This is a genomic window from Chryseobacterium herbae (assembly GCF_025154075.1).
GTDB lineage: Bacteria > Bacteroidota > Bacteroidia > Flavobacteriales > Weeksellaceae > Chryseobacterium > Chryseobacterium herbae.
The window spans coordinates 485,937-508,124 of the sequence record NZ_JAOAMU010000002.1; the positions used below are offsets into that span (position 1 = coordinate 485,937).

The 22,188-nt window shown below is 38.4% G+C and carries 19 protein-coding genes; 14 read left to right on the forward strand and 5 right to left on the reverse strand.

All coding sequences use genetic code 11. From position 1 onward, the window contains the following. Positions 1 to 9: 9 nt before the first annotated feature. Complete coding sequence (locus N0B48_RS08325; protein WP_259838192.1) at positions 10 to 708, reverse strand: DUF1826 domain-containing protein; 699 nt, start codon at positions 706 to 708, stop codon at positions 10 to 12. Positions 709 to 1,038: 330 nt separating this feature from the next. On the opposite strand from N0B48_RS08325, the gene N0B48_RS08330 reads away from it, so the two are divergent. The 14 genes from N0B48_RS08330 to N0B48_RS08395 all read left to right on the forward strand — a co-directional run bounded on the left by N0B48_RS08330 (position 1,039) and on the right by N0B48_RS08395 (position 17,959). After that, complete coding sequence (locus N0B48_RS08330; RefSeq protein ID WP_259838193.1) at positions 1,039 to 1,521, forward strand: GNAT family N-acetyltransferase; 483 nt, start codon at positions 1,039 to 1,041, stop codon at positions 1,519 to 1,521. A gap of 146 nt (positions 1,522 to 1,667) precedes the next feature. Further along, on the forward strand, positions 1,668 to 2,723 hold the full coding sequence (locus N0B48_RS08335; protein WP_259838194.1) for a serine hydrolase domain-containing protein: 1,056 nt from the start codon (positions 1,668 to 1,670) through the stop codon (positions 2,721 to 2,723). A gap of 7 nt (positions 2,724 to 2,730) precedes the next feature. Beyond that, the gene (gene bla, locus N0B48_RS08340; protein WP_259838195.1) at positions 2,731 to 3,615 is read left to right on the forward strand and encodes a class A beta-lactamase, subclass A2; all 885 of its coding nucleotides are present in this window, start codon (positions 2,731 to 2,733) and stop codon (positions 3,613 to 3,615) included. Positions 3,616 to 3,673: 58 nt separating this feature from the next. Continuing rightward, positions 3,674 to 4,036: a DUF2200 domain-containing protein gene (locus N0B48_RS08345; protein WP_259838196.1), complete on the forward strand. Its 363-nt coding sequence runs from the start codon at positions 3,674 to 3,676 to the stop codon at positions 4,034 to 4,036. Positions 4,037 to 4,051: 15 nt separating this feature from the next. Further along, on the forward strand, positions 4,052 to 4,489 hold the full coding sequence (locus tag N0B48_RS08350) for a DUF1801 domain-containing protein (RefSeq protein WP_259838198.1): 438 nt from the start codon (positions 4,052 to 4,054) through the stop codon (positions 4,487 to 4,489). Between the two features lie 282 nt (positions 4,490 to 4,771). Further along, a complete protein-coding gene (locus N0B48_RS08355; RefSeq protein WP_259838200.1) occupies positions 4,772 to 5,293 on the forward strand; it encodes a GNAT family N-acetyltransferase in 522 nt (173 codons plus the stop codon). Positions 5,294 to 5,411: 118 nt separating this feature from the next. Then, the gene (locus N0B48_RS08360; protein WP_259838202.1) at positions 5,412 to 5,948 is read left to right on the forward strand and encodes a hypothetical protein; all 537 of its coding nucleotides are present in this window, start codon (positions 5,412 to 5,414) and stop codon (positions 5,946 to 5,948) included. A 687-nt stretch (positions 5,949 to 6,635) separates the two neighbouring features. Next, on the forward strand, positions 6,636 to 7,790 hold the full coding sequence (locus N0B48_RS08365; RefSeq protein WP_259838203.1) for a helix-turn-helix domain-containing protein: 1,155 nt from the start codon (positions 6,636 to 6,638) through the stop codon (positions 7,788 to 7,790). A 138-nt stretch (positions 7,791 to 7,928) separates the two neighbouring features. After that, positions 7,929 to 9,392, forward strand: a complete 1,464-nt coding sequence (locus N0B48_RS08370) for a serine hydrolase domain-containing protein (RefSeq protein WP_259838206.1) — start codon at positions 7,929 to 7,931, stop codon at positions 9,390 to 9,392. Positions 9,393 to 9,721: 329 nt separating this feature from the next. Beyond that, complete coding sequence (locus N0B48_RS08375) at positions 9,722 to 11,434, forward strand: DUF8202 domain-containing protein (RefSeq protein WP_259838208.1); 1,713 nt, start codon at positions 9,722 to 9,724, stop codon at positions 11,432 to 11,434. Between the two features lie 27 nt (positions 11,435 to 11,461). Further along, positions 11,462 to 11,962 (forward strand): hypothetical protein, encoded by a 501-nt coding sequence (locus N0B48_RS08380; protein ID WP_259838210.1) that lies wholly within the window; start codon positions 11,462 to 11,464, stop codon positions 11,960 to 11,962. Between the two features lie 408 nt (positions 11,963 to 12,370). Beyond that, positions 12,371 to 13,861 (forward strand): serine hydrolase, encoded by a 1,491-nt coding sequence (locus N0B48_RS08385; RefSeq protein ID WP_259838212.1) that lies wholly within the window; start codon positions 12,371 to 12,373, stop codon positions 13,859 to 13,861. A gap of 549 nt (positions 13,862 to 14,410) precedes the next feature. Beyond that, a complete protein-coding gene (locus tag N0B48_RS08390) occupies positions 14,411 to 17,293 on the forward strand; it encodes a glycosyl hydrolase (RefSeq protein WP_259838214.1) in 2,883 nt (960 codons plus the stop codon). A gap of 78 nt (positions 17,294 to 17,371) precedes the next feature. Continuing rightward, positions 17,372 to 17,959, forward strand: a complete 588-nt coding sequence (locus N0B48_RS08395; protein ID WP_259838216.1) for a Fic/DOC family protein — start codon at positions 17,372 to 17,374, stop codon at positions 17,957 to 17,959. On the opposite strand, the gene N0B48_RS08400 is transcribed toward N0B48_RS08395, so the two are convergent. The 4 genes from N0B48_RS08400 to N0B48_RS08415 form a co-directional block, all read right to left on the reverse strand. Next, entirely contained in the window at positions 17,934 to 18,089 is a 156-nt protein-coding gene (locus N0B48_RS08400; RefSeq protein WP_259838218.1) for a hypothetical protein, read from the reverse strand. The genes N0B48_RS08395 and N0B48_RS08400 overlap by 26 nt on opposite strands. 276 nt (positions 18,090 to 18,365) lie before the next feature. Next, on the reverse strand, positions 18,366 to 20,135 hold the full coding sequence (locus tag N0B48_RS08405) for a flavin monoamine oxidase family protein (protein ID WP_259838220.1): 1,770 nt from the start codon (positions 20,133 to 20,135) through the stop codon (positions 18,366 to 18,368). A gap of 12 nt (positions 20,136 to 20,147) precedes the next feature. Further along, entirely contained in the window at positions 20,148 to 21,335 is a 1,188-nt protein-coding gene (locus N0B48_RS08410) for an FAD-dependent oxidoreductase (protein WP_259838222.1), read from the reverse strand. A gap of 259 nt (positions 21,336 to 21,594) precedes the next feature. After that, positions 21,595 to 22,011 carry a hypothetical protein gene (locus N0B48_RS08415; RefSeq protein WP_259838224.1) on the reverse strand — a complete coding sequence of 139 codons (417 nt, stop codon included), beginning with the start codon at positions 22,009 to 22,011 and terminating at the stop codon, positions 21,595 to 21,597. Between the last annotated feature and the right edge of the window lie 177 nt (positions 22,012 to 22,188).

Consider the following 22,188-nt stretch of genomic DNA (forward strand, 5'->3'; position numbering starts at 1 on the left):
AGTTAGGATTTAGCAAATCAGCAGCAGCCTGTATTCACCGTCATTTTCAACGGGAGCTCTGTGAACACAAGGTAATGCTTGCTGTTCCGGATGATCTACGGCTATTTTCCAAAGATGTCCTTTCTCTAAATTGACAGGTTCTGCATTCGGCTTGGGCTGATAATGCAGATCAAAGAAATACTCTTTTAAAAAGTCTTCAAATTCCTCTTCCGGACCGTCATGTAATTCTTTAAGCTTTTCACGGATTTCCGGAATCAGGATTTTTTGTTCCACCTGATCATTGGGTAAAATATCACTGGCAGTACCATGATAGGTGCATAAAAAAGTATTGGTGCCAATAGGCGAACGATCTACATGATAAGAATATACATCTGTTGAAATGAAATCCAATTCTTCGTCCCGTTCATAAGACTTTAATAAATTGAGAGTGGGTAGCGCTCCGAAATCTGTCAATAACTGTAAATCACCTAAGATCGTTTCCCTTGCCTGATTTCCTTTTTCGGATAATTGCAGCGCCAAAAGATCTTCAATAGTAACTTCTGTAACATTCTCCTTTAGTTGAAGTTTAGACACAATTTCTTTAAAATCTCCGTTTAAATTTCTGTGCCAGCAAATCGCATTCATGGTACCCTGAAAATGAGTATGTATAAGTTCGGAAAAAGTAGAAACCACTTCAATTTGACGGTTGTCAGAAAATGTATTGCTCATATTTTTGAATAAAGTGACTGGTCGTTTAATTCTTTGCAAAAATAGGGAATAGGTTAGAAGATCATGTTAAGATTCAATTGTTTTTAAAAATCACTGCTAATCTGTTGTATCATGTATTGTCTTTGCTGGTTTTAATAAGATTTCCAACGTTCTTATTGGTCAGGATTATTCTTTATATTTTATCTGTTAGTATTTTATGTGGTACATGAATAAATGATTGAAAAACGATTTATTGTATGGTCTATTGGGAAATTAACATAAAATTGGCATTTTGGTTTATAAGAAATATGTTTAAAAAGATGGAATTTTGTAAAAAACAAAAACTTAATAATGAATACTAAACCGAACATACAGCTCAGACGAAGCGAAGAATCCGACCTGGAAAACTTCTTTCAGTTCCAGCTTGACAAAGATGCCATCTATATGGCGGCATTCACCCCCGAGAACCCGATGGACAAAGCCACCTATCTTACCAAGTACACCAAGCACCTGAACGACTCTACTATAAATAACCAGACCATTCTTATGGATAATGCGATCATAGGAAGTATCGCAAAATTTGAGCGGGAAGGTGACGCAGAAATTACCTATCTGATCGATAAAAATCTCTGGGGAAAAGGGATTGCGACAATGGCACTCGAAAAATTTCTGACCTTTGAAACTTCAAGACCTATTTTCGGACGGGTTGCATTTGATAATGTGGGCTCACAAAAAGTTTTGGAGAAAAACGGGTTTACTAAAATCGGGACGGATCGTTTTTTTGCCAATGCACGGCAAATGGAAATCGAAGAATTTATATACAAACTCATTTGAGAATTCAGGATATGACGGTAGAACAGGTATTTCAGGACAAATATTATGCAAAAAAGAAGAAGATAATGGGGTAAAGAAGAAGTATCTTGACGCACTAAAAAAAGTAAAAAAATAACAGATCAACCCAATCCGGTAACAAAGTATCAATGAAACAAATTTTTAAACTGACATTCATTGCAGCAAGCATTTTCCTGACAGGCTGCCAATCATCTGCACAACAAAAAGACGACTACTCAACAAAAATTGACAGCCTGCTGAAGACCACAAATCCAAGGAGTTTTAACGGAGTGGTTTACATTCAGCAAAACGGAAAAACAAAGTATGCAAAAGCAAATGGATTCGCTGATTTCAATAAAAAAACGCCTCTGAAAATTTCCGACAAATTCTCAACTATGTCGATTGCTAAGCAGATTACAGCCACACTGGTCCTGCAGGAAGTAGAAAAAGGAAAAATTGATCTGAATGTGCCTATCCGCAAATATTTGCCGGATTTCAAATACTCCTGGGCAGATACGGTGACCATTCATCAATTGCTTAATCACACTTCGGGATTAAACAGCGATAATATGGACAAGCCATTGAAGTTTAAACCGGGAACCGATTTCAGCTATTCCAATGTTGGATATTTTGTAGCAGGACAGGTTCTGGAAAAGCAAAGCGGTAAAAGTTTTCAGGAACTGGTAACAGCTTTGTTCAAAAAATGTAAGATGAATGACAGTTATTATCCGGATGAAACGAGTAGCAAGTTCTTAGTAAAAGGGCATACCATCAGAAAAGACGGGACCTTCAAACTCAATGAGCAGTCGGCTTTTCATGCGGATAATTATTTTGGAAGCCATTTAATTGTGACAGCCTCCGATCTCGCAAAATGGAACGAATCTCTGCACAACGGAAAACTATTGAAACCCGCAACTTATCAGCTGATGACCAGCTATGTAATCACAAACGGGCATCAGGTTTTCGGCGAAAAACCGATTGGCTACGGCTATGGCTTGAGAATTAATGATAAAGACAGCATTAAAGAAATCGGGCACACCGGTTTTCATCCGGGTGAAGGTTTTACAGCAGTGAATTTATATTATCCAAAAACAAAAACAAGCGTTGTCATCATGGAAAATACAGCCAATGAAAATTTTGATATTGCTTATTATTTTGAACAGCAGGTCAGGAAAATTGTGAGAGAAAGTCAACTTTTGAAATAGATTCCATATGAAAAAAATAGTATTCTTATGTCTGACTTTTATTTTTTCGGCTCAGTCATTTGGTCAAAGTATGGATGATCTCCGTAAAGAGCTCACACAAATTATTTCTACCAAAAATGCAACCGTCGGAATCTCCATAAAAAACATTGAAGACAAAGACACCTTGAGCATTAACGGTCATTTGAATGCTCCGATGATGAGCGTTTTTAAATTTCATATTGCTTTGGCTACTTTAAATCTGGTGGATAAGGGAAAAATCTCTTTAGCACAGAAAGTTTTCATTAAAAAGGAAGACTTACAGCAAGATACCTGGAGCCCGATAAAAGATGAATATCCGAATGGAAATATGTACTTGACCATAGATCAGCTGTTGAGATATACCGTTTCACACAGCGACAACAACGGATGTGATATTCTTCTGAAGTTGATCGGAGGTCCGGAAATCGTTCAGAAATTCATTAACCGCCAGGGAATCATAGATTTTGTGATCAAAGTAAACGAAGAGGAAATGCGGATCTGGGAAAACCTGTACATCAACACTACAACGCCTTTGGCAACCACTGATCTATTGGAGAAATTCTACAAAGGAAAAGTGCTGAAAAAAGCCACGACCCAATATCTCTATCAGATTATGGTGGAAACTTCCAGAGGACTTACGTGGATGAAAGCCGGACTTCCTGAAGGAATTGAACTGGCACACAGAACAGGAATTTCATCGACCAATGAAAATAATTTAAGAGCAGCTATGAATGATGTGGGAATTGTTAAACTTCCGAACGGAAAGCATTTCATTATTTCAATTTATTTAAAAAATATAACTGAAAAAAGAGAGGATACCGAAAAAATATTAGCAGATCTTACCAAAGCAACTTGGAATTATATGTCCAAATAAATTGCTGAAATATTGAACTGATCATTTATAAGTAAATTTCTTTGATAAAAATAAGGATATGAAAACAACCCCTGAACACGATCAGCGTATTGCAAAAATGATATTCGCATCCGTTTATCCGCACTACATCAAGAAGGTGGAAACAAAGGGCAGAACGATTGAAGAACTCCATGAGGTGATAGAGTGGCTGACGGGATTTGATACCCAAAAACTGCAGGAACTCATCGATGAAAAAGTGACCTTTGAAACATTTTTCCAGAAAGCGAAACTGAATCCCAATGTGCATTTAATAACCGGGACCATTTGCGGCTACAAAATTGAGGAAATCGAAACCCCGCTGACCAAACAGGCCCGGTATCTGGATAAACTGATTGATGAGTTGGCAAAAGGCAAAAAGATGGAAAAAATTTTAAGACAATAACCAAAAAACGGAGCGATGGCAAAGACCAAAACGAACTACACGGGAGCTGATGTAGCGGATTTTATCAACTCTTATGCTGACAGCGAACAAAAGAAAACTGACAGTTTCCGCCTAATAGAACTGATGCAGGAATGGTCCGGTTTTGAACCCAAAATGTGGGGGCCTTCGATTATAGGATTCGGAAACTACCACTATAAATATGCCAGCGGACACGAAGGTGATGCCCCTATTCTTGGATTTTCACCGAGAAAAGCTGCGTTTTCGCTCTACGTTTATTCTGATACGGAAAAGAGTAAAGCCTTACTCGCCAATCTGGGTAAATTCAAAATGAGCAAAGCCTGTATCTACATGAAAAAATTGTCCGATATCGATACATCCGTATTGAAGGAAATGTGCATGGAATCGATAAAATATATCAACGAGCATCACGAGTGCGCGTGCAGGGAAAGCTGATTTTCATTGAGTTTAAACAATAGTATGGAATTTCAAATCAATGGCGAATACTTTAAAAATCTCATCGTCGGGATGATCTGTGAATTTCCAATCTGTGGTAGGTAAATATTCGAAATCTGTATCTGTTACTTTTGGATTTGTGGTGATACCTTTACGTTATTTATTGGGTACTAACTGACTTGTAAAGAGATTAGGATAACATTTATTAGTCTTTAATTTTACAGTTTTTGAGACTCCAATACAAATATTGACCGTGTCATTAATAAACAAAAAGGTACTATTATGGAGATACAAAATTCCACTACTCAGGATATCGGGGAAATTTTCAGGCTGTATACAATAGCTACGGATTTTCAGAAGTTAAAGCATGTCGTTCAATGGCCGGAATTTGAACGGAGTCTTATAGAAACAGAAATTGATGAACACAGACAATGGAAGATCGTGATTGATGATCAAATTGCATGTGTCTGGGCGACTACATTTGATGATCCTCAGATTTGGGAAGAGCGTAACAATGATCCTGCAGTTTATATTCACCGGATTGCTTCAAACCCTGAATTCAAGGGACAAAATCTTGTAGAATATATAGCAGATTGGGCAAAGAAATATGCCTTAAGCAACGGGAAAAAGTATATCCGTCTGGATACGGTCGGTGAAAATCAAGGGTTGATTAGCTATTATACAAAATGCGGATTCGATTTTCTGGGATTACAGAAACTTAAAAATACGGATGAATTACCGGCACACTATGACAATGCTTCCGTCAGTCTGTTTCAGATCACGGTTGATGGTAATATTAGATAAATTCAAAGGAATCTGTACAATCTCCAGAACCTTAATCTGATTTTTCCTGCCCTGAAATGAGCTAATTTTAATATCTTTAATCACCCAATTTTAAATATTAAAAACAGTCATTATGCAGATGAAACCATTAACATTAGTCCTAACCATTGTATTTCAGCTGGTAAGCTTCACTGCATTCTCGCAGCAAAACGCGGGATTGAATTCCTTACTGGACAAAAACGATGAATTTATTTTTCCTCAGACACCTGACAAAATTTCAAAAGCACTAGATGTGAAAACGGTTTTCTATGAAGATGCCAATGATGAAAAATATGCCAAATGGATCACTCAATCAGGCCTGGAGCTTTATGCTAGCCTGGGAAACAATAAAACGATAAACGAGATGTCTTTTGATATGGCGGATGATAAAGGAATCGTTGTTGAAGGACTTCCATATCAGCTTGCGATGAACAAGACCACTCTTCAGCAGAGTATGGCCAAATTCAGCAAATACAATGCTACAACAGAAAAACTCGGCGAGTATACTGAACTTCCGGGCGGCTCAAAACTGACTTTCAAAAAAGGAAAACACTACACCATCTTAATGTTTGACCGCAAGAACCTTTTAAAATCTCTATATCTTACCACAGAACTAATTGGTCCCGGTGTCAATTAATGCGAATATTCTTAAAACAGAATTCATACTGTACTGATCAGTATTTATAAAAATTAAGAGTGGCTTTTGGTCACTCTTTTATATTTTTCCTCGGTTTCTAAAATGAATCGGATTCTAAAGTCGAAGGAGGAAATGTTTTTTTTCACGCAAAGAAAAACAAAGAATTGATTTTAATTTCTCTACAGTAAGATAAACAAAGGCGTTTCACTTATTTCCGAAATACAGGATTTTTTGAGATTTTTCCAGTGTTTTTTTGTTTTACTTTTTTAAATGAAATGCCTTTGTTTATCTTTATTAGAATTGTTTCATTTCAAAAAAACTTTGTTTAACCTTGCGATATTAAACTATTCTTTACTTACGTTGAAACTAAAACATATTGCTTTAAAACTTTGCGTTTAAAAATGAATTTTTCTAAAACTTTTAAAGACTTTTTTCGCCTGACCCTTCAATTTTTATACTGACCAATAAAAAAGATTTTTGTGGACAGATCATTTACTACACTCATTAGTAGTATTCGTATGAAGCGAGGTTTTTTAATGAGAAATACGCAAACAAATCCTGCCTAATATCTATATTTGTACCGTTCACTTTTGAATATTTAGTTGCTGTGACAGTTGCAGGAACTTCATCATCAACTGAAAAACTAATTTTCTTTAAAAACAATTTATAAACAAACAGAAACAAAAAATGGATAAGATCAATGTATTAATTATCGTGACAGGCATCTCGCTGTTCATTTCATTATTTCTTGCATTTTTTCTGTTAACGGTCAGAACAGAATACAGGTTAAGCAACTCTCTTTTTGCGGCTTTTCTGATCGTGAACATAATGGATATCAGTGAGCCTTTAGTGAGTTTAGTAACGGATGGCCCTTCCAACTTGGGGATGTTGAGAAATACGCTGGCTTTCCTGCAGATTCCGGCTTTTTATCTCTATGTAATGTCTGTCTGTTATTCAGATTTCAGGCTTAAAGCTAAACATGTATTGCATCTGCTGCCGTTTTTAGTGGTGAATATGATCTTACTGCCCCGTTTTTATATGGTAGATACCGCTTCCAAAATGGATTTTATTATCAACCGCCAAAGCAGGATTGAGCTGCAGGTTACCCATATTCTTTTCCATATTCAGTTCGTAGTGTATTTTGTGGCTGTTTTTGTCCTGTTGAGGAAAGCAAGAAAGCTGTATCGAGAGAATTATGCAGGGACCAGTATCAATTCCTATAACTGGCTTTTTCAGTTTACATCCGTATTGACGGCTTTATACCTGATTGTCATTATAAAGAACATTTTTAAATTTTCGGATTATCCGTATATCTCTGAATGGATCAAAGTTGGAATTCTTGTATTCCAGCTGTTTATCATCTGCTGGTATTTATTTAAGGCATTGAATCATCCCGGTTTATTCAGAAATATCAATTCAAAATTAAAGCTGGTCTCCGATATCATTTCAGAAGAAAAAAATAACGAATCACAGAATGTCAGTGAAGGTGAACTGAATGAAGAACTGATCAAATTAAAAAAGTACATGGTTGACGAAAAGCCTTTTCTTGATCCTTCTTTAACCATTCAGAATGTTTCAGACAGCACTCAGATTCCTGTCCGGGACCTGTCACTTTTAATCAATCATCAACTGGGGCAGCATTTTTTTGACTTTATCAATACGTATCGAATAGAAGAGGCAAAAGTGATTTTAAAAGATCCTGCAAAAAAGAAGGTAACAGTTCTTGAAATCCTTTATGAAGTAGGTTTTAATTCAAAATCTTCTTTCAATACCGCCTTTAAAAAATATACTGATCTTACACCTACTTTGTATCGTAAACAGTTGTTAAGTAGTGATTTATAAAAAGTCGTACGTCCGAATACATTAATCGTACGCATTCTTTTGGTTAAATGCGACCGACTATTTTTACTCGGTCGCACAGGATCGGTTTCTTTCCCAAATTTGTATCGAAATAAATGTTTAACATTAAAAAACGATACAATGAAAACTACTCTTTATTCACTGATTTTTCTGTTCATCCTTTCGAGCTGCCAGACCAGCCATAAAGTTTTGTCGAAAAAAGAAGATTACAGCTTTCTTACTGACAGCTTAAAAATAGACCAGCAATTAGGAAAGTATAAACTTCCGGGATTCAGCCTTGTGGTTTTTGAAAACTATAAGATCGTGTATTCCAACCAATGGGGCATAAAATCTGCAAATTCCAATGAAAAGATAGATGAGAATACGGCTTTCTCTACAGCTTCTATTTCCAAACCCATCACGTCACTTCTCTGTCATATTCTTGAAGAAAAAGGATTAATTAATTTAAATGATCCGATCGACAAGTACTTAAAACGTTGGCATTTACCCAAAAGTAAATTTACTGAAAACCACAGTCCGACCTGGAGACAGTTTCTTAATCATACGGCCGGTACAAGCCAGAGCGGATTTGAAGATCATTATGAAGGAGAAACCATTCCAACCATAAAACAGAGCCTTTTGGGGCAGATCCCAAGATATGATAAAGAAATTGAATTCCTCTTCACTCCCGGAACCAGTTTTGCATACAGCGGCGGCGGATATGTTATTGTCCAGATGGCATTGGAAGACACATTCAACAGACCGATTGCAGAATTGGCCAAAGAATATATTTTCTCACCGCTAGGCATGAAAAATACGACCATGATCCAGCCTAATGAAAAAGGATTTTTAACGAATGTTGCTTCTGTACACGATAAAGATGGAAAAGTGATTAAAACGGGATTACCCATCACACCACAAGTCGGACCATCAGGAATGTGGTCTACACCAACTGATTTAGCAAAACTTTCCATTGAGATACAGAATGCACTTCGTAATAAAAACAACAAAGTGATCTCCCATGCTGTAGCCAAAAAAGTAACGGCAGTGACCGCTTTAAAAGATGCTGTTGGCGGATGGAGCTACGGTTGGCAAAAGTCTTTTGGCTACAACGGCTATGATTGGTTTTCATGCAACGGTTCTAATACCGGAGTGGGTGGAAATGTTTTAGCCTCAATGAAAGATGGGAATGGTGTTGTCTATTTAGCCAATGGTGAAAAACCGAACCGTTTTCCTGTAATGGGGCAGACTCAGAAAAAGATCCTGACCCTGATGGACTGGAACAGCAAAGGATCTGACGAAGAAACTCAGGAAATACCTTCAGATTTAAAAGAAAAACTAATCGGAACCTATGATGATTTCCTTTATGGACAGGGAATGGAAACTAAGATCGTGGAAAAGAATAACCGTTTGTATGTAGAATCTCTCATATTGGATCATTTTAAAGGAAAAAACGACAATGAATTGGTTTATCTGAAAAACGGATCGTTTAAAATTATTGATTATCCGAACCCCTTAAAATTTGATTTCATCAATGGAAAACTGAATGCTGTCACTCTAACAAGAGATCATCTGAGCGTTAAAGTTCCCATAAAGAATAAATAAAAACGCATAGTTCCCCTAAAAATAAAGGACTGTTTCAGCCTGTTGTATTCAAGAAATGATGATAGAATCTATTGAATATAACAGGCTGTTTTATGGTTTAAAGAGAGGAGCAAGAAAGAATTTTATCCTTAAATATTTCCCATTTAAATGAAAAAAACTTATATTTAATATCTTTAAATTTAAAAAAATAACTATTTAGCTGCTGTCAATTTCTTACATCGTACGGGACATAGAACGGACTGTTTTCTGTGTAAATTGCTCATCAATGTTCAATTAAGGAAGGTTTTCCGTCAATCAAATACATCAGCTATCTATTAAAACAAACAGGTATGAAAACTTACATCAATGAAAAAGCAGTTATTCTTTTATTCCTGATGTTGAGTTATGAATTGGGGGCACAACTTCCCGCACCGGGCGGGGTCTCCGGCAATCTGCAGGTATGGGTAAAAGCAGATGCAGGAACGGGTACAGCGACAGACAATTCTAAAGTTCCTGTTTGGGAAAATCAAAGATCTGGAGGCGTAAATGGAATTGCCAATCAGGGAATGCCAGGCTATTATGCAGATCCGGGCGTTGGAGCCATACCGGCTTATCGTACAGCGCCTTCTATTCCCAATTTTAATTTTAATCCGGCCATTGAAATCGTAAGTACAAACGGATACAGATCCGGATACAAATTTCCACTGGGCTTTCCCGATAATACCACCAATGCCATGACTTCCTATACTCATCTGACGAGAACCGTTTCAGGCAGTTACAGAACGGTATTTGTAATGAATGGAACCGCCAGAAGTTCTAATGTATCTTCGGTAGCGGGAATATGGCAGTCGCCGTTTTTCGGATCACAGGGCAACCGGCCCGAATTTTATAATGAAAAAGAATTCGGTGATGTATTTTTTGGAACAGATATTATCAATACCATCGGGACTGACATTCCCAGCATACAGTCTTATTATAACAGACTTTCCGGTGCTAATATGAACTATCTTTTTGGAAATAACGGTAAGGAATACGGTCAGCCATCAAATAATGTATCCTCTAATTTTAATTATCCGGGAATGGTTCTTTTGATGGATAATGACGGAGGTTCCGGCAGTACTTCTCTAGCCGGCGACAGGATTGGAGAATTTATTCTGTATTCCGAAACACAGACTGAGACGGAAAGACAGAGAGTTAATTCTTATTTAGCAGTCAAATACGGGATTACACTGGTGCAGCCACAGAATTATCTGGCTTCCGATGAAACCATCATTACGTGGAATTCCGGACTGAATACTTCTTTCAACAACAACATCTTCGGACTGGCTAAGGACGATGCCTCAGCACTGAACCAGCTGGTCACGAATAGCATCAATACTGAAAACAATATTATGCTTACGGTATCTACGGATAATGATTTCATATCAGCCAATAGCAGTGTCGGCCGGCCAAATTTTCTACAGGATAAAACTTTTCTCATCATTGGTGATAATAATGTTCAGGACCTTGCCTTGGTCAATAACGGGACCGCAACAGGACAAGTGATTCAGAGAATATGGTTGGCGCAGAGAACGAATAATACGGCTTCTACCTGGTTGCAGGCCGATCTTTCAGCCTATACAGGGATTGCCGCTACCGATCAAGTATTTATGGTAGTAGCGGATGACAGTGGGCTTTCGCAAAATGTACAGGTCATTCCGGCAACCGGTTTTACAGGAGGTAAGGCGGTTTTTAATTATTCGTTTCCGGCGAATAAATATTTCACATTTGGAATTAATATTCAAACCCATTGTACGAAAGATCCGGCTGTTGGAACTCCAAACGAGATGACCAAATTCGGAATTACAGCCCAAAGTAGCAAACAAAGCAACTGGCCCACGAATATTCCTAATGGATTTATGGCGTTGGAATCTAAGAATAAAGGCTTTGTCATTACCAGAACAACTTCTGCCAGTATTATTGCTCCTGTAGAAGGGATGTTAATATTTGACACGACAGATAAGTGCTTTAAACTCTATAATGGAACGGTATGGAACTGTATCACAAGATCCTGTAATGATTAATAATGAAACTTCTGAAATAACTTCATCATGGAAAAAATAGCATTGATAATTGGATTGTTTTATCTGCAAATGGCTTATGCGCAGGTTGCAATTGGTAAAGAAACGGTGGATGGAGACGGAATTCTTGATTTTAAACCCAATACCACCAATGGGATTCTGCTTCCGATTGTAGAAACACTTCCCACCAACGCGGTAGAAGGAACTATTCTGATGGATAAAAATGATAAAGTTGTAAAGATGAAAACAGATTCTGAGTGGATTTCACTCAGTGACCCGGGATCTATCGATAATGTCACTTTCAATACAAGTGCAGAAACACCCGCCCAAACTAATGTGATTATAGGATCTACCACTACGACTGCTCCCGGAGTATTGGTGTTGGAATCTCCAGATAAAGCCTTAATATTACCTAAAGTAGCCGCTCCTCATATCAGTGTTAAAGATCCATTCCCAGGAATGATCTGTTATGATACGGTCAGCAAAACATTAGCGGTATTTGATGGACTAAAGTGGAGCTACTGGAAATAGGCTGCAATCAAGATTTTAGACACCAGATATCAGACATCAGACTTTCAACTGCTATTAAGATGGTGAATGGTGAATTTTGCTTCGCAAGTGAATGGTGGATGCTAGATTCAAGATTCAAGAATCAAGAGCCAAGAATCAAGATTTTAAATACAAAATATCAGACATCAGACGATCATTCGTTAGCTTAATTACTATAACTAGCAACCAGCAACTAGCAACTCACCAACTAGCAATCAAAATTCACCCTGAAACTAATAACTTATTATTTAAAACTCATCACTCTCCAAAATCCGAACTCACCTTAATGTAATGAAAGTCTCTTCCGGATTGTTTTATAATCAGGGCTGAGGATCAATAAAAACTATTGATTTCCCGGATGACCTTAATGATAAAAACTGAATAAAAACAATGACCAAAGCACTTGCCACCTTACTGACTGTTTTCCTTACCATTAGTATTCCGGGACAGCAATTAAACACTTTTTTCTCCACACTCTATAAAAATAATATGTTCAATGGAAGTGCAGTAGTTTCCGAACCCGGAAAGCCAATTTTCTCTGACCACTATGGGTACTCCAATATCGAAAATAAGGAAAAATTCAGCGACCAGTCTCAGTTTCCGATTGCTTCCGTCACAAAAACATTTACATCAACAGCCATACTCCAGCTTAAGGAAAAAGGGAAGCTTAAAATAGACGATTCCGTTCAGAAATATCTTCCGGATTTTCCTTATCCTACGATCAGCATTAAAAACTTGCTTAGTAATACTTCAGGGCTGGCAGACTACTACAATCTGTTTGATATCATTATCCAGGAACAGCCGGAAAAAATAATTTCCAACCAGGATATTATCCCAACATTAATCCGCTTCAAAACACCGCTTGCATTCGTGCCTGGAAGCAAATGGGAATATAATAACGTCAATTTTTGTATCGCGGCCATGATCATTGAAAAAGTATCAGGAATGAGTTATGCCATGTATATGGAAAAAAATATTTTCAGTCCTGCAAAAATGAAAAATTCATTTGTTCCGATTGATCGGAAGATTAAAAAAATAAATCAGGTAGAATTATATACATATCCTAATTTATATTCGACAGATCTTGTGAACGTAAATACCGTAAAAGAACCTTTTCCCATCGCTGGAAAAAGTAATTTTTACGGAAACGGAGGCATTGTAAGTACCGCTTTAGATCTGGAAAAATATCAGAATGCATTATTTAGCCATCAGATTCTGGGAAAGAAGGAATTAGAGGAAGCATTAACCGCTACGACTCTTAATGACGGAAATAAAGCGACTTATCCCATTGATGGAAAAGAAGTGAGCTATGGCTTAGGCTGGTTTATGTATACCGATGAAAGTAAAGGAAAAATAGTTTTTCATGACGGATCTATCCATGGACTTACCAGCATTCTGGCGCATAATATCAATAAAAATCAGTCGGTGATCCTTTTATCCAATATGGGAAACAGCCCTGTTTTTTCTACATTCAATGCTGTTTTACAATTAATTGATCATCGACCTTATACAATTCCTGCACAGAATCTTTCCAGAATCTATGGGAGTTTATTGGAAAACGGAAACAAGGAAAAAGCAAATTCGCTGATTAAAGAACATCTGAAAAATCCAGATCGCTATGAAGCAACTGAAAGAGATTTTAACAGATTAGGCTATCAATTTCTTAGAAATGAGAAAAATGAAAATTCTTTGCAGACATTCAGTTCAGCCGCATTACTTTTTCCAAAAAGCTGGAATGTTTACGACAGCTATGGTGAAGCATTGCTCCAGTGTGGTAAAAAAGAAGAGGCCATTAAGATGTATCAGAAATCTCTTGAATTGAATCCCGAAAATAAGAACGGCAAAGAGATGATCAGTAAAATTGAAGGATTGTCCAAATAACCTGAGTTTGGGATAAGACATTTGTTTTAGATTTCAGACATCAGATTTCAGATGTGAGACTTTTTTTCGTGAATTTTAGCAACTCATTACTTTTACCTTTTACATCCATATACTGGATCAATTTTAGAATCTGGGAAAGAGATGAGCTTTTTTTCACGCAAAGAAATTGATGATCCTATTGATAAAGGGAAGCAAAGGCGGAATCAATGAAATTGATTCGATTAAGCGGATGTTTTATGCCGATAGCTTCATCAGTGACGCAGTCACATTCTTTGCCTTCCTCAAAACTAAACGTTAACAAGATGAAGCTTTGCGTGGAAAAAAAATATTTGCTCCGTAAGTTTTGCAGGTGATCCCATATACTTTCAAATGATTAAAATCCAATCACCTGATCTCTTTCAGGTGATTTTTTTATTAGAATTGCCATATTCTCAACAAATCCATTAAATTTGGTCTGCCCGATCATTCTGTTTCCTGAATCTCGGAACCAGAGCCTTTTGGTGAAAGATAGTATTCACAGGCGTTGTAATTTAAATTGATAGACCATTCATGAAAAGAAGAGACTTTTTGAAACAGTGTTCCATTGCGGCATCCGGCCTGGTTTTGGTGAATGTATTGCCTTCGTACGCCCATGCCATGATGGGAGAGGATCATGTACCGAACTATAAGTCACTTTTTGAAATCTTCAGCGATCCCGAAAACCATTACCGGCCATTTGTTCGCTGGTGGTGGAACGGAAACAAAATAGAAAAGGCAGAACTGGCGCGGGAACTCGGGGTTTTAAAAGATGCCGGAATAGGCGGTGTGGAAATCAATCCGATATCTTTTCCCCTGCGTACTGAAGATACGGGAAAACCGAGTGTAGAATGGTTAAGTGATGAATGGATCGAATTGTTGAGGTTCACTCTTGAAGAGGCGAAATCATTAGGAATGACCTGCGATTTGCTTGTCGGGACCGGCTTTCCCATGGGAGGAGATTTTCTGGAAAAAGAAGAATGTTCCCAGATCGTGGTTTTGGCGGTGAAAAAATTCAAAGGTCCCCTTACAACGGAATTCTCTCTTTTTGATCTTTACAAAGAAGCTGATCCTGCCATTACGAATCCATACAGTGGAAGAACCATGGAAATGCTGGAAGTAAAGCTTGTTCCCGATCCCTTGAACAATTTGGATGAGGTCATCAATCTTTCGGACCAGATTAAAAACGGAATGATTAAAGTTTCTATACCCAAAGGAGATTACGCCGTTTACGGATTGGTGAAAATAGACCGTTTTATGAGCGTCATCCAAGGGGCTCCGGGCGGAATGGGACCTGTCCTGAACCACTACGATACAGCAGCCGTGAAGAAATACCTCAACAGAATGAGTGATACCATTCAGCAAAAGATCGGACCACTGGCGCCGAATATCAGGTCTTTCTTCATCGACAGTCTGGAAACGGAAGGAACGAACTGGAACCATGATATGATGAGCGAGTTCAAAAAGAGGAGAGGGTATGACCTGTACCCATATCTGCCTTTTGTTCTCTTTAAAATCGGAAGTATGGGAAATACGACAGGGGTAAATATCCTTTATCCTGTAAAAATGGGTCCGGAGTTTAAAAAGATGACAGATCGTATGCGGTACGATTTTGAACTGACGAAAGCTGAACTATTCAGAGAACGGTTTGTACAGACCTTCGCACAGTGGTGTAAAGACAATAAGATCAAATCAAGGGCACAAGCTTACGGACGAGGCTATTTTCCGCTGGAAGGAAGCTTTGAAATCGATATTCCCGAATGTGAAACCTGGCTGAAATACGGAATTGGAGAAGATATCAGTGAAGAGAAATTCACCCAATATCCATGGCATTTGGGTAGGGGAAATACCATGATCAACAAACTGGTTTCTTCAGCCGCCCATTTAAAGGATAAAAAACTTATCAGCTCCGAAGAACTGACCAACACAGATATGGTATTCAACGAAGCTCTGGAAATTCTGAAAATAGCAGGAGACCAGAGCACGATATCCGGAGTTACCCATCCCATTTTTCATGGGTTTAATTATTCCCCTCCGGAAGCAGCTTTTCCCGGCTGGATCACCTATGGCGGATATTTCAATGAGAAAAATACGATGTGGCCTTACTTTAAGCACTATACAGATTATCGGGCAAGACTTTCCGCTTTATTGCAACATGCAACAATGTTCGCGGATATTGCTCTTTTAGCCCCTTTCGCAGACCAATGGACGCAGTATGGAGCGCAGAACGAGCCTTTTCCAACGGTGGTATCACCCGCTTACCAGGCTCTGATTTGGGAATCCATCCATCAGAACGGCAATGCCTGTGATTATGTATCGGAACAGGTGATCAATGATTCAGAGGTGAAGAAAGGGTTTCTTACGTATGGTAAAAGAAAGTACCACACTTTATTTTTGATAGAGGTGCATAGTCTGGATACAGCCACAGCTCAAAAACTGTACGAATTTGTGAGTGACGGTGGAAGGATATTTTGCATTGAAGCTATTCCGGATCGGTCCACAGGCTGGAATCACTACGAAGAAAGAGACCGAGAAGTACAAAGCTGGATCAGCAAAATGAAGACATTTCTGGAACGTTTTATTTTCCTGAATAAACCTAAATCCGATTTTCTCAATTGGTATAAATCCGTTCAGGAAAAGTATAGTATTACCCCTTATGTGAAGATAAAGACACCGAAAACATTCATCACACAGGTACGCTACCAAACCCGTGATGCTGAGATCTTCCTGTTTAATAATTCCAGTAGTAAACACAGTGCGCCGTTGGATATTATCTTTGAAAAAAGCGTGATCAGAAACAAACAGGCCTGGCTGTGGGATGCGGTAACAGGTAAGCGTTTCAAGCTGGATCTTCCGGATGGACGACTCAATATCGATTTAGGCCCAGCCGATTCAAAGCTGATTGTCTTTGATGGTCATAAAAAAGGCACTACCTGGAAAGAAAGTCCTCTGACCGGAAAGAATGTGAAAGAAATTGAGAATCACTGGAAAGTAGAGTTGATACATTATGATGGGACGGTCAAGAAAGAAGAACTCGACAAGCTGACGGATCTTAAAGATTCGCCGGCCTATACTCATTTTGCAGGAACAATTATTTACAGGAATACGTTTCAGATCAAGGATAAACATGCGGAAAGCTACATCAATCTGGGAAATGTATACGGAATTTGTGAAGTACGCATCAATGGAAAAGAAGCGGGAACACAGTGGTTCGGAAGGAGAATTTATCCTGTGAATGGTTTAGTCAAAGATGGAGTTAATGAAATAGAGATTAAAGTAGTCACGGTGATGGTTAATTATATGAAAACCCTTAAGGATAATGTGGTTGCACAGTATTGGACCAATCAGAAAAAGAAAGACCAGCCGCTGCAGTCCATGGGATTGGTCGGTCCGGTGACTGTTTATCAGGAATCTTGAGTATTAAATCCAATCATTCTAATATGATTACCCAATTTTATTTTTTATCATAAAGTAAACTTAAGTAAATTTATATTTATGAAGTATGAAGTTTCAAGGGATGAATCCGAAATATTATCTAACAAACTAGGATTAAAAAGTCTGGAGGAAATAGGGATTGCCGAATTTGAAGGCTTTTTGCAGGCAGAAATTATATTAACAGAAAGTCTCCAGAGTCGGACTAGATTTAATAATAACTATATACTGAAAATTCATAAGCTTGCATTAGCTCATTTATATAATTTTGCTGGAAAATATCGCAATGTAAATATTTCAAAAGGAGGTTTTCTTTTTTCTTCAGCGAAATTTCTTAAAGAATCAATGAGGCAGTTTGAAGATGATATTCTTCTAAAATTATCATCCGATTATAAGGATAGAGAAGCTCTGATAAGAGATGTTGCTATGGTACATGGTGAATTACTTTTTATACATCCGTTTAGAGAAGGTAATGGAAGAACAGCCCGTATTCTAGCTAATCTTATGGTTAGAAAAGCTGGATTTAATCCTTTGGAATTTGAAAAAATAAAGGGAAAAGAATTTGAACAATATATAATTGCAGTTCAAAGTTCTGCTGCAAAAAATTATGAGCCAATGATGGATCTTATTGAGAAGATTTTGCCATCTTAGCCTCAATTTTTTTTAATGCTTTAATGGCTGTATCAGCTGAGATTTTAATTCCCTCTATCTTAAAAGAGGCCACAGCAGATTTTAAAATCTGTTGACGTAAAGCATGTGTATTTTTATGAATTGGTTTCATCTGCCTTTTAGAAAGAATTAATTACTCCATACAAATATAAGGTTTTTCTATCTCATTTACTAGTTTCTTCACAACAAAAACATAACGAAAAAAACCGCCTCACACCTAAAAATGAGACGGTTCTATTTATTTAAATTTAAATTCGGAATAATGAATTTGCTAATGAGTTAGCAAAGCTTAAGACGAAATAGAAAAGTCATTAAAGATCAGAAAAAGCAATTACAATCCTAATATTAACTTCCAGCCTCCCTCTTCCAGCTTCCGGCAACTTAGTCTCTACCATCCCAAATAATAGGTCGGGCTCAGCCAGATCGGGCGATGCATTCCAAAATGTTCCTGCAGCATTTTTTCAGCCTCGCAGAAAGCACCTTCCACCCATCCCTGTTGATCGGAATAAGCTTCCCCGATAATGTGAATAGACTCATCAGCTACCGGTTTTCTCATGTATGGCATTACGTGTTCAACGGAGTATCCGGCTTTCCATGCATGGTATCCGGCCCCAAAAGGTTCATCGGTCCAGTCTTTAAAGTAGGTTACGTAAGGATCCGGTATTGTTACATCAGGACCGTGCAATTCGCGAAGCTGATTCATCAGTTCATCTACCATCATCTGAGTTGCCTGAACATCATCCAGCTGATGCAGTTCTTTAAGAGATGCAGACTTGGTAGCTCTTACCTTGAAAAGCAACTTGTCATCGGATAACGCTTTCCAGAAGGTCTCGGTTTCCATGTCACCATAACTTCCCAACAGCATTGAGTTATTGTTTTCAGGATCAGTACCGAAATAATAACACTGCCTCATTGGCAAGTCGGTAATAGAATGTCCGGAATCGATGTCTAACTGTTTTTCTTTCCACCAAGGATATTCAAAGCCCATTAATATTTTAAAAGCAGGCTCCATAATCACCGAACGGATATTAGTATTAAGGACGGAGTTTTCATTAATGTCGAAAAAGAAATTGTTCTGATCCAGAAGCTCAAGAGATTTTCTTGGCATGGCAAGAACCAGTTTATTGGCGTACACATTCCATTTTGTATTGGTTTTCAGGTTCAGAAAAGTCAACTGATATTTATGGGTATGGGCCAAAGGATGCTCTTTGGTGAAAGTAAGCAGCTTATTTCCAGACCAGATGCAGGCACCATCATGTTCCATATAAGAATTGGCTACGGCATAAGCGATGCTGTCATACCCTTCTTCAATGGTTTTATAAATGGTTCCGGCAGAGAAATCTCCCACCATATAAGGAAAAGCTTCCGCAGAATTCCAGTTGATCGTGTTTGAATAATATCCGCCGGCATTGGCCACAAATTCGTAGCCTTCCTGTGAGATCTGATCCTTGATCAGGTTCCAGAATCCCAGATCATTTACCTTACGTCGGTCATAAGGAGAATTAGGGAAATTGTAAACCAGCTTAGGTTTGATAGCATCCCAGTCTTCACTTGTTAGTTTAAAACTATAATCATAGATGCTATCTCCTTTGATAATCTTGTCGTGGTATTTTTCAGCCACCCAGGGATCTGCCATCAACACATCATAAATAATCTTATTGAATAATTGATCCGAGCTGAAACCGTAATCATCATCATTCAGATAATAACGGGTGGCAAGCTTTTTATCTTCTTTCTGAGCCACATCCCACGCATCTTGTTTGAAACGTTCTTTTCGCAGATACATTAATAGTTTGGTAGGATCACCCATTGGGAAGGGAACAGGGGTCATTTTATCTTTCAGAACAGGAATTCGTTTTGCAGGGTTTTCTTCAGTAAGCGGGTAACCTTCAATTAAGGTCGTTACGATTTCCTGAGAAGTCAGGTAACGCATACCACCCAGTTCTCCCCAGAAATTCATTCCCGGCATCACCACAGATTCAAGTCTTCCGCCCAGCTTACTATTCATATCGAAGATCTGTACTTCGCTGGCTTTAAATTTCTTATCGGTTACTAAACGGTAAGCGGTATACAAACCGGAAGTTCCGGCACCGATAATCGCTACTTCTATTTTTAAATCAGGATGTTTTCCTGTGTTTAATGGCGTATTTTTATTCATGGTTGATAGTTTTTAAATGGCTTTAAAGTATTTTCGTCCTAATTGGAAGTGAGAAATATCAAAATCCGTATGGCCGTCCAGGGCGAGATCAGACATGATTTTCCCGAGGAACGGAGTGAATTTTGCTGCCCATCCGGTGGCATAGACCACAATGTTTTTATAATTCGGGACATATTTTGGTGCGAAATCAATCAAAAGTTCCTTATTCGGTATTTTGCTCAAAGCGATAAGGCAGGTTGAAGTGTATTCAGGTTCTGTAGCCAATCCTGTCATATGCTGCTGAACCCAGTCGGAAGTATAGGCCAGTTCCTGAGGATTTGGGATTAATGTTCGGTCATTGGGTTCTTCCAAAGGCGTAATGACAAAATCCGGCGCGACACGGATGTATTCCGGATGATCCCAGTCTACAGAAGGAAAACCATAGAACTGATTGCCATTTTCCTCTACTGCATTCTGGAACACAAACCAGGTTGGATACTGTATATCCGGATCTGTTTTCCTAAAATAAGCCGAAGACATATTCCAGTACGTAGCTTCTATTTTAAAATCCAGTAAATTGATCACACTGTTGATATAAGGTCCTGGAATAATCGCCAGTTTTTTAGCAATGTAAATTCCATTAGGAGTTGTAAGTTCAAAGAGGTCACCTACCTGTTTGATGTCAAGTACAGGCGAATTTTCTTCTAACTGAACGGTTTCTTCCTGTTTGCAAAGACCTAAAAGCGTTTCAATTGTTAATTTAAAATTGATGCTCGCACCATCCGGCTGAAACAGTCCGGTGTAATTGTCCGGTAAGTTTTTAAAATGGTACTTTTCTTCGATCTCTTTTGCCGTTAGGGTAGTGTAGGGAACACCCAGTTCCTTCAAGGCTTGCTCAGCCAGAGCAATATTTCCTTCCGTGGAATGTACGTCAGGATCTCCGAACCAGAGCGTACCCACTTTATCCAGCAGTGAAGTGTTGGTCTGCTTTTCCAGCTCATCCCAGTAAGGTTGTGCCTCGAGAGCCATTTTCACCATGTATTCATCGGGATAAGGGATACGGAATTGTCGGGACACCCCCGCGGAACTTCCAAGCTGATTCACAAAAGTGAACTGTTCCAGGACTAAGGTTTTAGCCTTTCGTTGGCCAAGATGGTAGGCCGTAGCCAGGCCTATGGCTCCGCCACCAATAACGATGACGTCGTAGTTTTCTGTTTTCATAGGTTTTTGTAGTATTAGTTTTTTCAGCGGTTGAGACCGATAAGAAAGAGTAAAAGCAGCAATGCATTTTCATTCTTAAGATCTTCAACCTAAAGTCCTGTTCTGAAATTGAATATGTAGTCAGAAAAACAATTACCGGCTCTGTTTTTTTGCAGGTTTTAAACACACGAATTTTATATCATGTACTGTATACTCGCAGAAAAAGACGGCCGGCAATTGAAGGATATGGGCTGGTTATGATTAAGACTTTCTTTCTATTCTAGTGGGATTTGCACATAGCATCCCAGGTGGTCCAGAAATGTGCATTAATAGCACCTGGAGGAGGGTTGGTGCTGTCTGCAACGATACCTACCATAGAGGCACAGTTGGAATTACAGCCAATTTCATTATGGCTTCCCTGCTGAGGAGGGATCTGGCGCCATGTACCGGTAGAACCACTTAATAATTCTACTTTAATATCAAAGATTCCCGAAAGATTGGGCGTCTGAATTTGTTTAGTCGGAGCCTCACTTGAAATAGATTCACTCCAGTTACCCTGTGAAAATGTAACGCGCCATGTTGAAATCATTTTAGACGTGTTGTTCTGAGGTGACAGATAAACCCAGAATTGAGCTCCGTTCCCCAATTGAAGCTGGCCGGATGAGTTGGCGATTCCGCTTACGTTTGGTGTTTCCATGTTGGTTGTATTTTGGTTGGTTAGTTTTTACTTATGATATATTTCAGCGTATCAGTTTAGGAATTAACCTTTATTGATACCGCTTGATTGGTAGTTCAAAGTAACAAAGAAGGGTGCGTTTTTTTTAGAGTAGAAATGACCAATTACGGGTTTGAGTAGAAATACCTAATCCGGTTG

What these genes read in the sequence shown, in the direction of transcription:
- N0B48_RS08325 (WP_259838192.1), bottom strand. Translation starts at nt 708, where the DNA reads ATGAGCAATACATTTTCTGACAACCGTCAAATTGAAGTGGTTTCTACT.
- N0B48_RS08330 (WP_259838193.1), top strand. Translation starts at nt 1,039, where the DNA reads ATGAATACTAAACCGAACATACAGCTCAGACGAAGCGAAGAATCCGAC.
- N0B48_RS08335 (WP_259838194.1), top strand. Translation starts at nt 1,668, where the DNA reads ATGAAACAAATTTTTAAACTGACATTCATTGCAGCAAGCATTTTCCTG.
- bla (WP_259838195.1), top strand. Translation starts at nt 2,731, where the DNA reads ATGAAAAAAATAGTATTCTTATGTCTGACTTTTATTTTTTCGGCTCAG.
- N0B48_RS08345 (WP_259838196.1), top strand. Translation starts at nt 3,674, where the DNA reads ATGAAAACAACCCCTGAACACGATCAGCGTATTGCAAAAATGATATTC.
- N0B48_RS08350 (WP_259838198.1), top strand. Translation starts at nt 4,052, where the DNA reads ATGGCAAAGACCAAAACGAACTACACGGGAGCTGATGTAGCGGATTTT.
- N0B48_RS08355 (WP_259838200.1), top strand. Translation starts at nt 4,772, where the DNA reads ATGGAGATACAAAATTCCACTACTCAGGATATCGGGGAAATTTTCAGG.
- N0B48_RS08360 (WP_259838202.1), top strand. Translation starts at nt 5,412, where the DNA reads ATGAAACCATTAACATTAGTCCTAACCATTGTATTTCAGCTGGTAAGC.
- N0B48_RS08365 (WP_259838203.1), top strand. Translation starts at nt 6,636, where the DNA reads ATGGATAAGATCAATGTATTAATTATCGTGACAGGCATCTCGCTGTTC.
- N0B48_RS08370 (WP_259838206.1), top strand. Translation starts at nt 7,929, where the DNA reads ATGAAAACTACTCTTTATTCACTGATTTTTCTGTTCATCCTTTCGAGC.
- N0B48_RS08375 (WP_259838208.1), top strand. Translation starts at nt 9,722, where the DNA reads ATGAAAACTTACATCAATGAAAAAGCAGTTATTCTTTTATTCCTGATG.
- N0B48_RS08380 (WP_259838210.1), top strand. Translation starts at nt 11,462, where the DNA reads ATGGAAAAAATAGCATTGATAATTGGATTGTTTTATCTGCAAATGGCT.
- N0B48_RS08385 (WP_259838212.1), top strand. Translation starts at nt 12,371, where the DNA reads ATGACCAAAGCACTTGCCACCTTACTGACTGTTTTCCTTACCATTAGT.
- N0B48_RS08390 (WP_259838214.1), top strand. Translation starts at nt 14,411, where the DNA reads ATGAAAAGAAGAGACTTTTTGAAACAGTGTTCCATTGCGGCATCCGGC.
- N0B48_RS08395 (WP_259838216.1), top strand. Translation starts at nt 17,372, where the DNA reads ATGAAGTATGAAGTTTCAAGGGATGAATCCGAAATATTATCTAACAAA.
- N0B48_RS08400 (WP_259838218.1), bottom strand. Translation starts at nt 18,089, where the DNA reads ATGAAACCAATTCATAAAAATACACATGCTTTACGTCAACAGATTTTA.
- N0B48_RS08405 (WP_259838220.1), bottom strand. Translation starts at nt 20,135, where the DNA reads ATGAATAAAAATACGCCATTAAACACAGGAAAACATCCTGATTTAAAA.
- N0B48_RS08410 (WP_259838222.1), bottom strand. Translation starts at nt 21,335, where the DNA reads ATGAAAACAGAAAACTACGACGTCATCGTTATTGGTGGCGGAGCCATA.
- N0B48_RS08415 (WP_259838224.1), bottom strand. Translation starts at nt 22,011, where the DNA reads ATGGAAACACCAAACGTAAGCGGAATCGCCAACTCATCCGGCCAGCTT.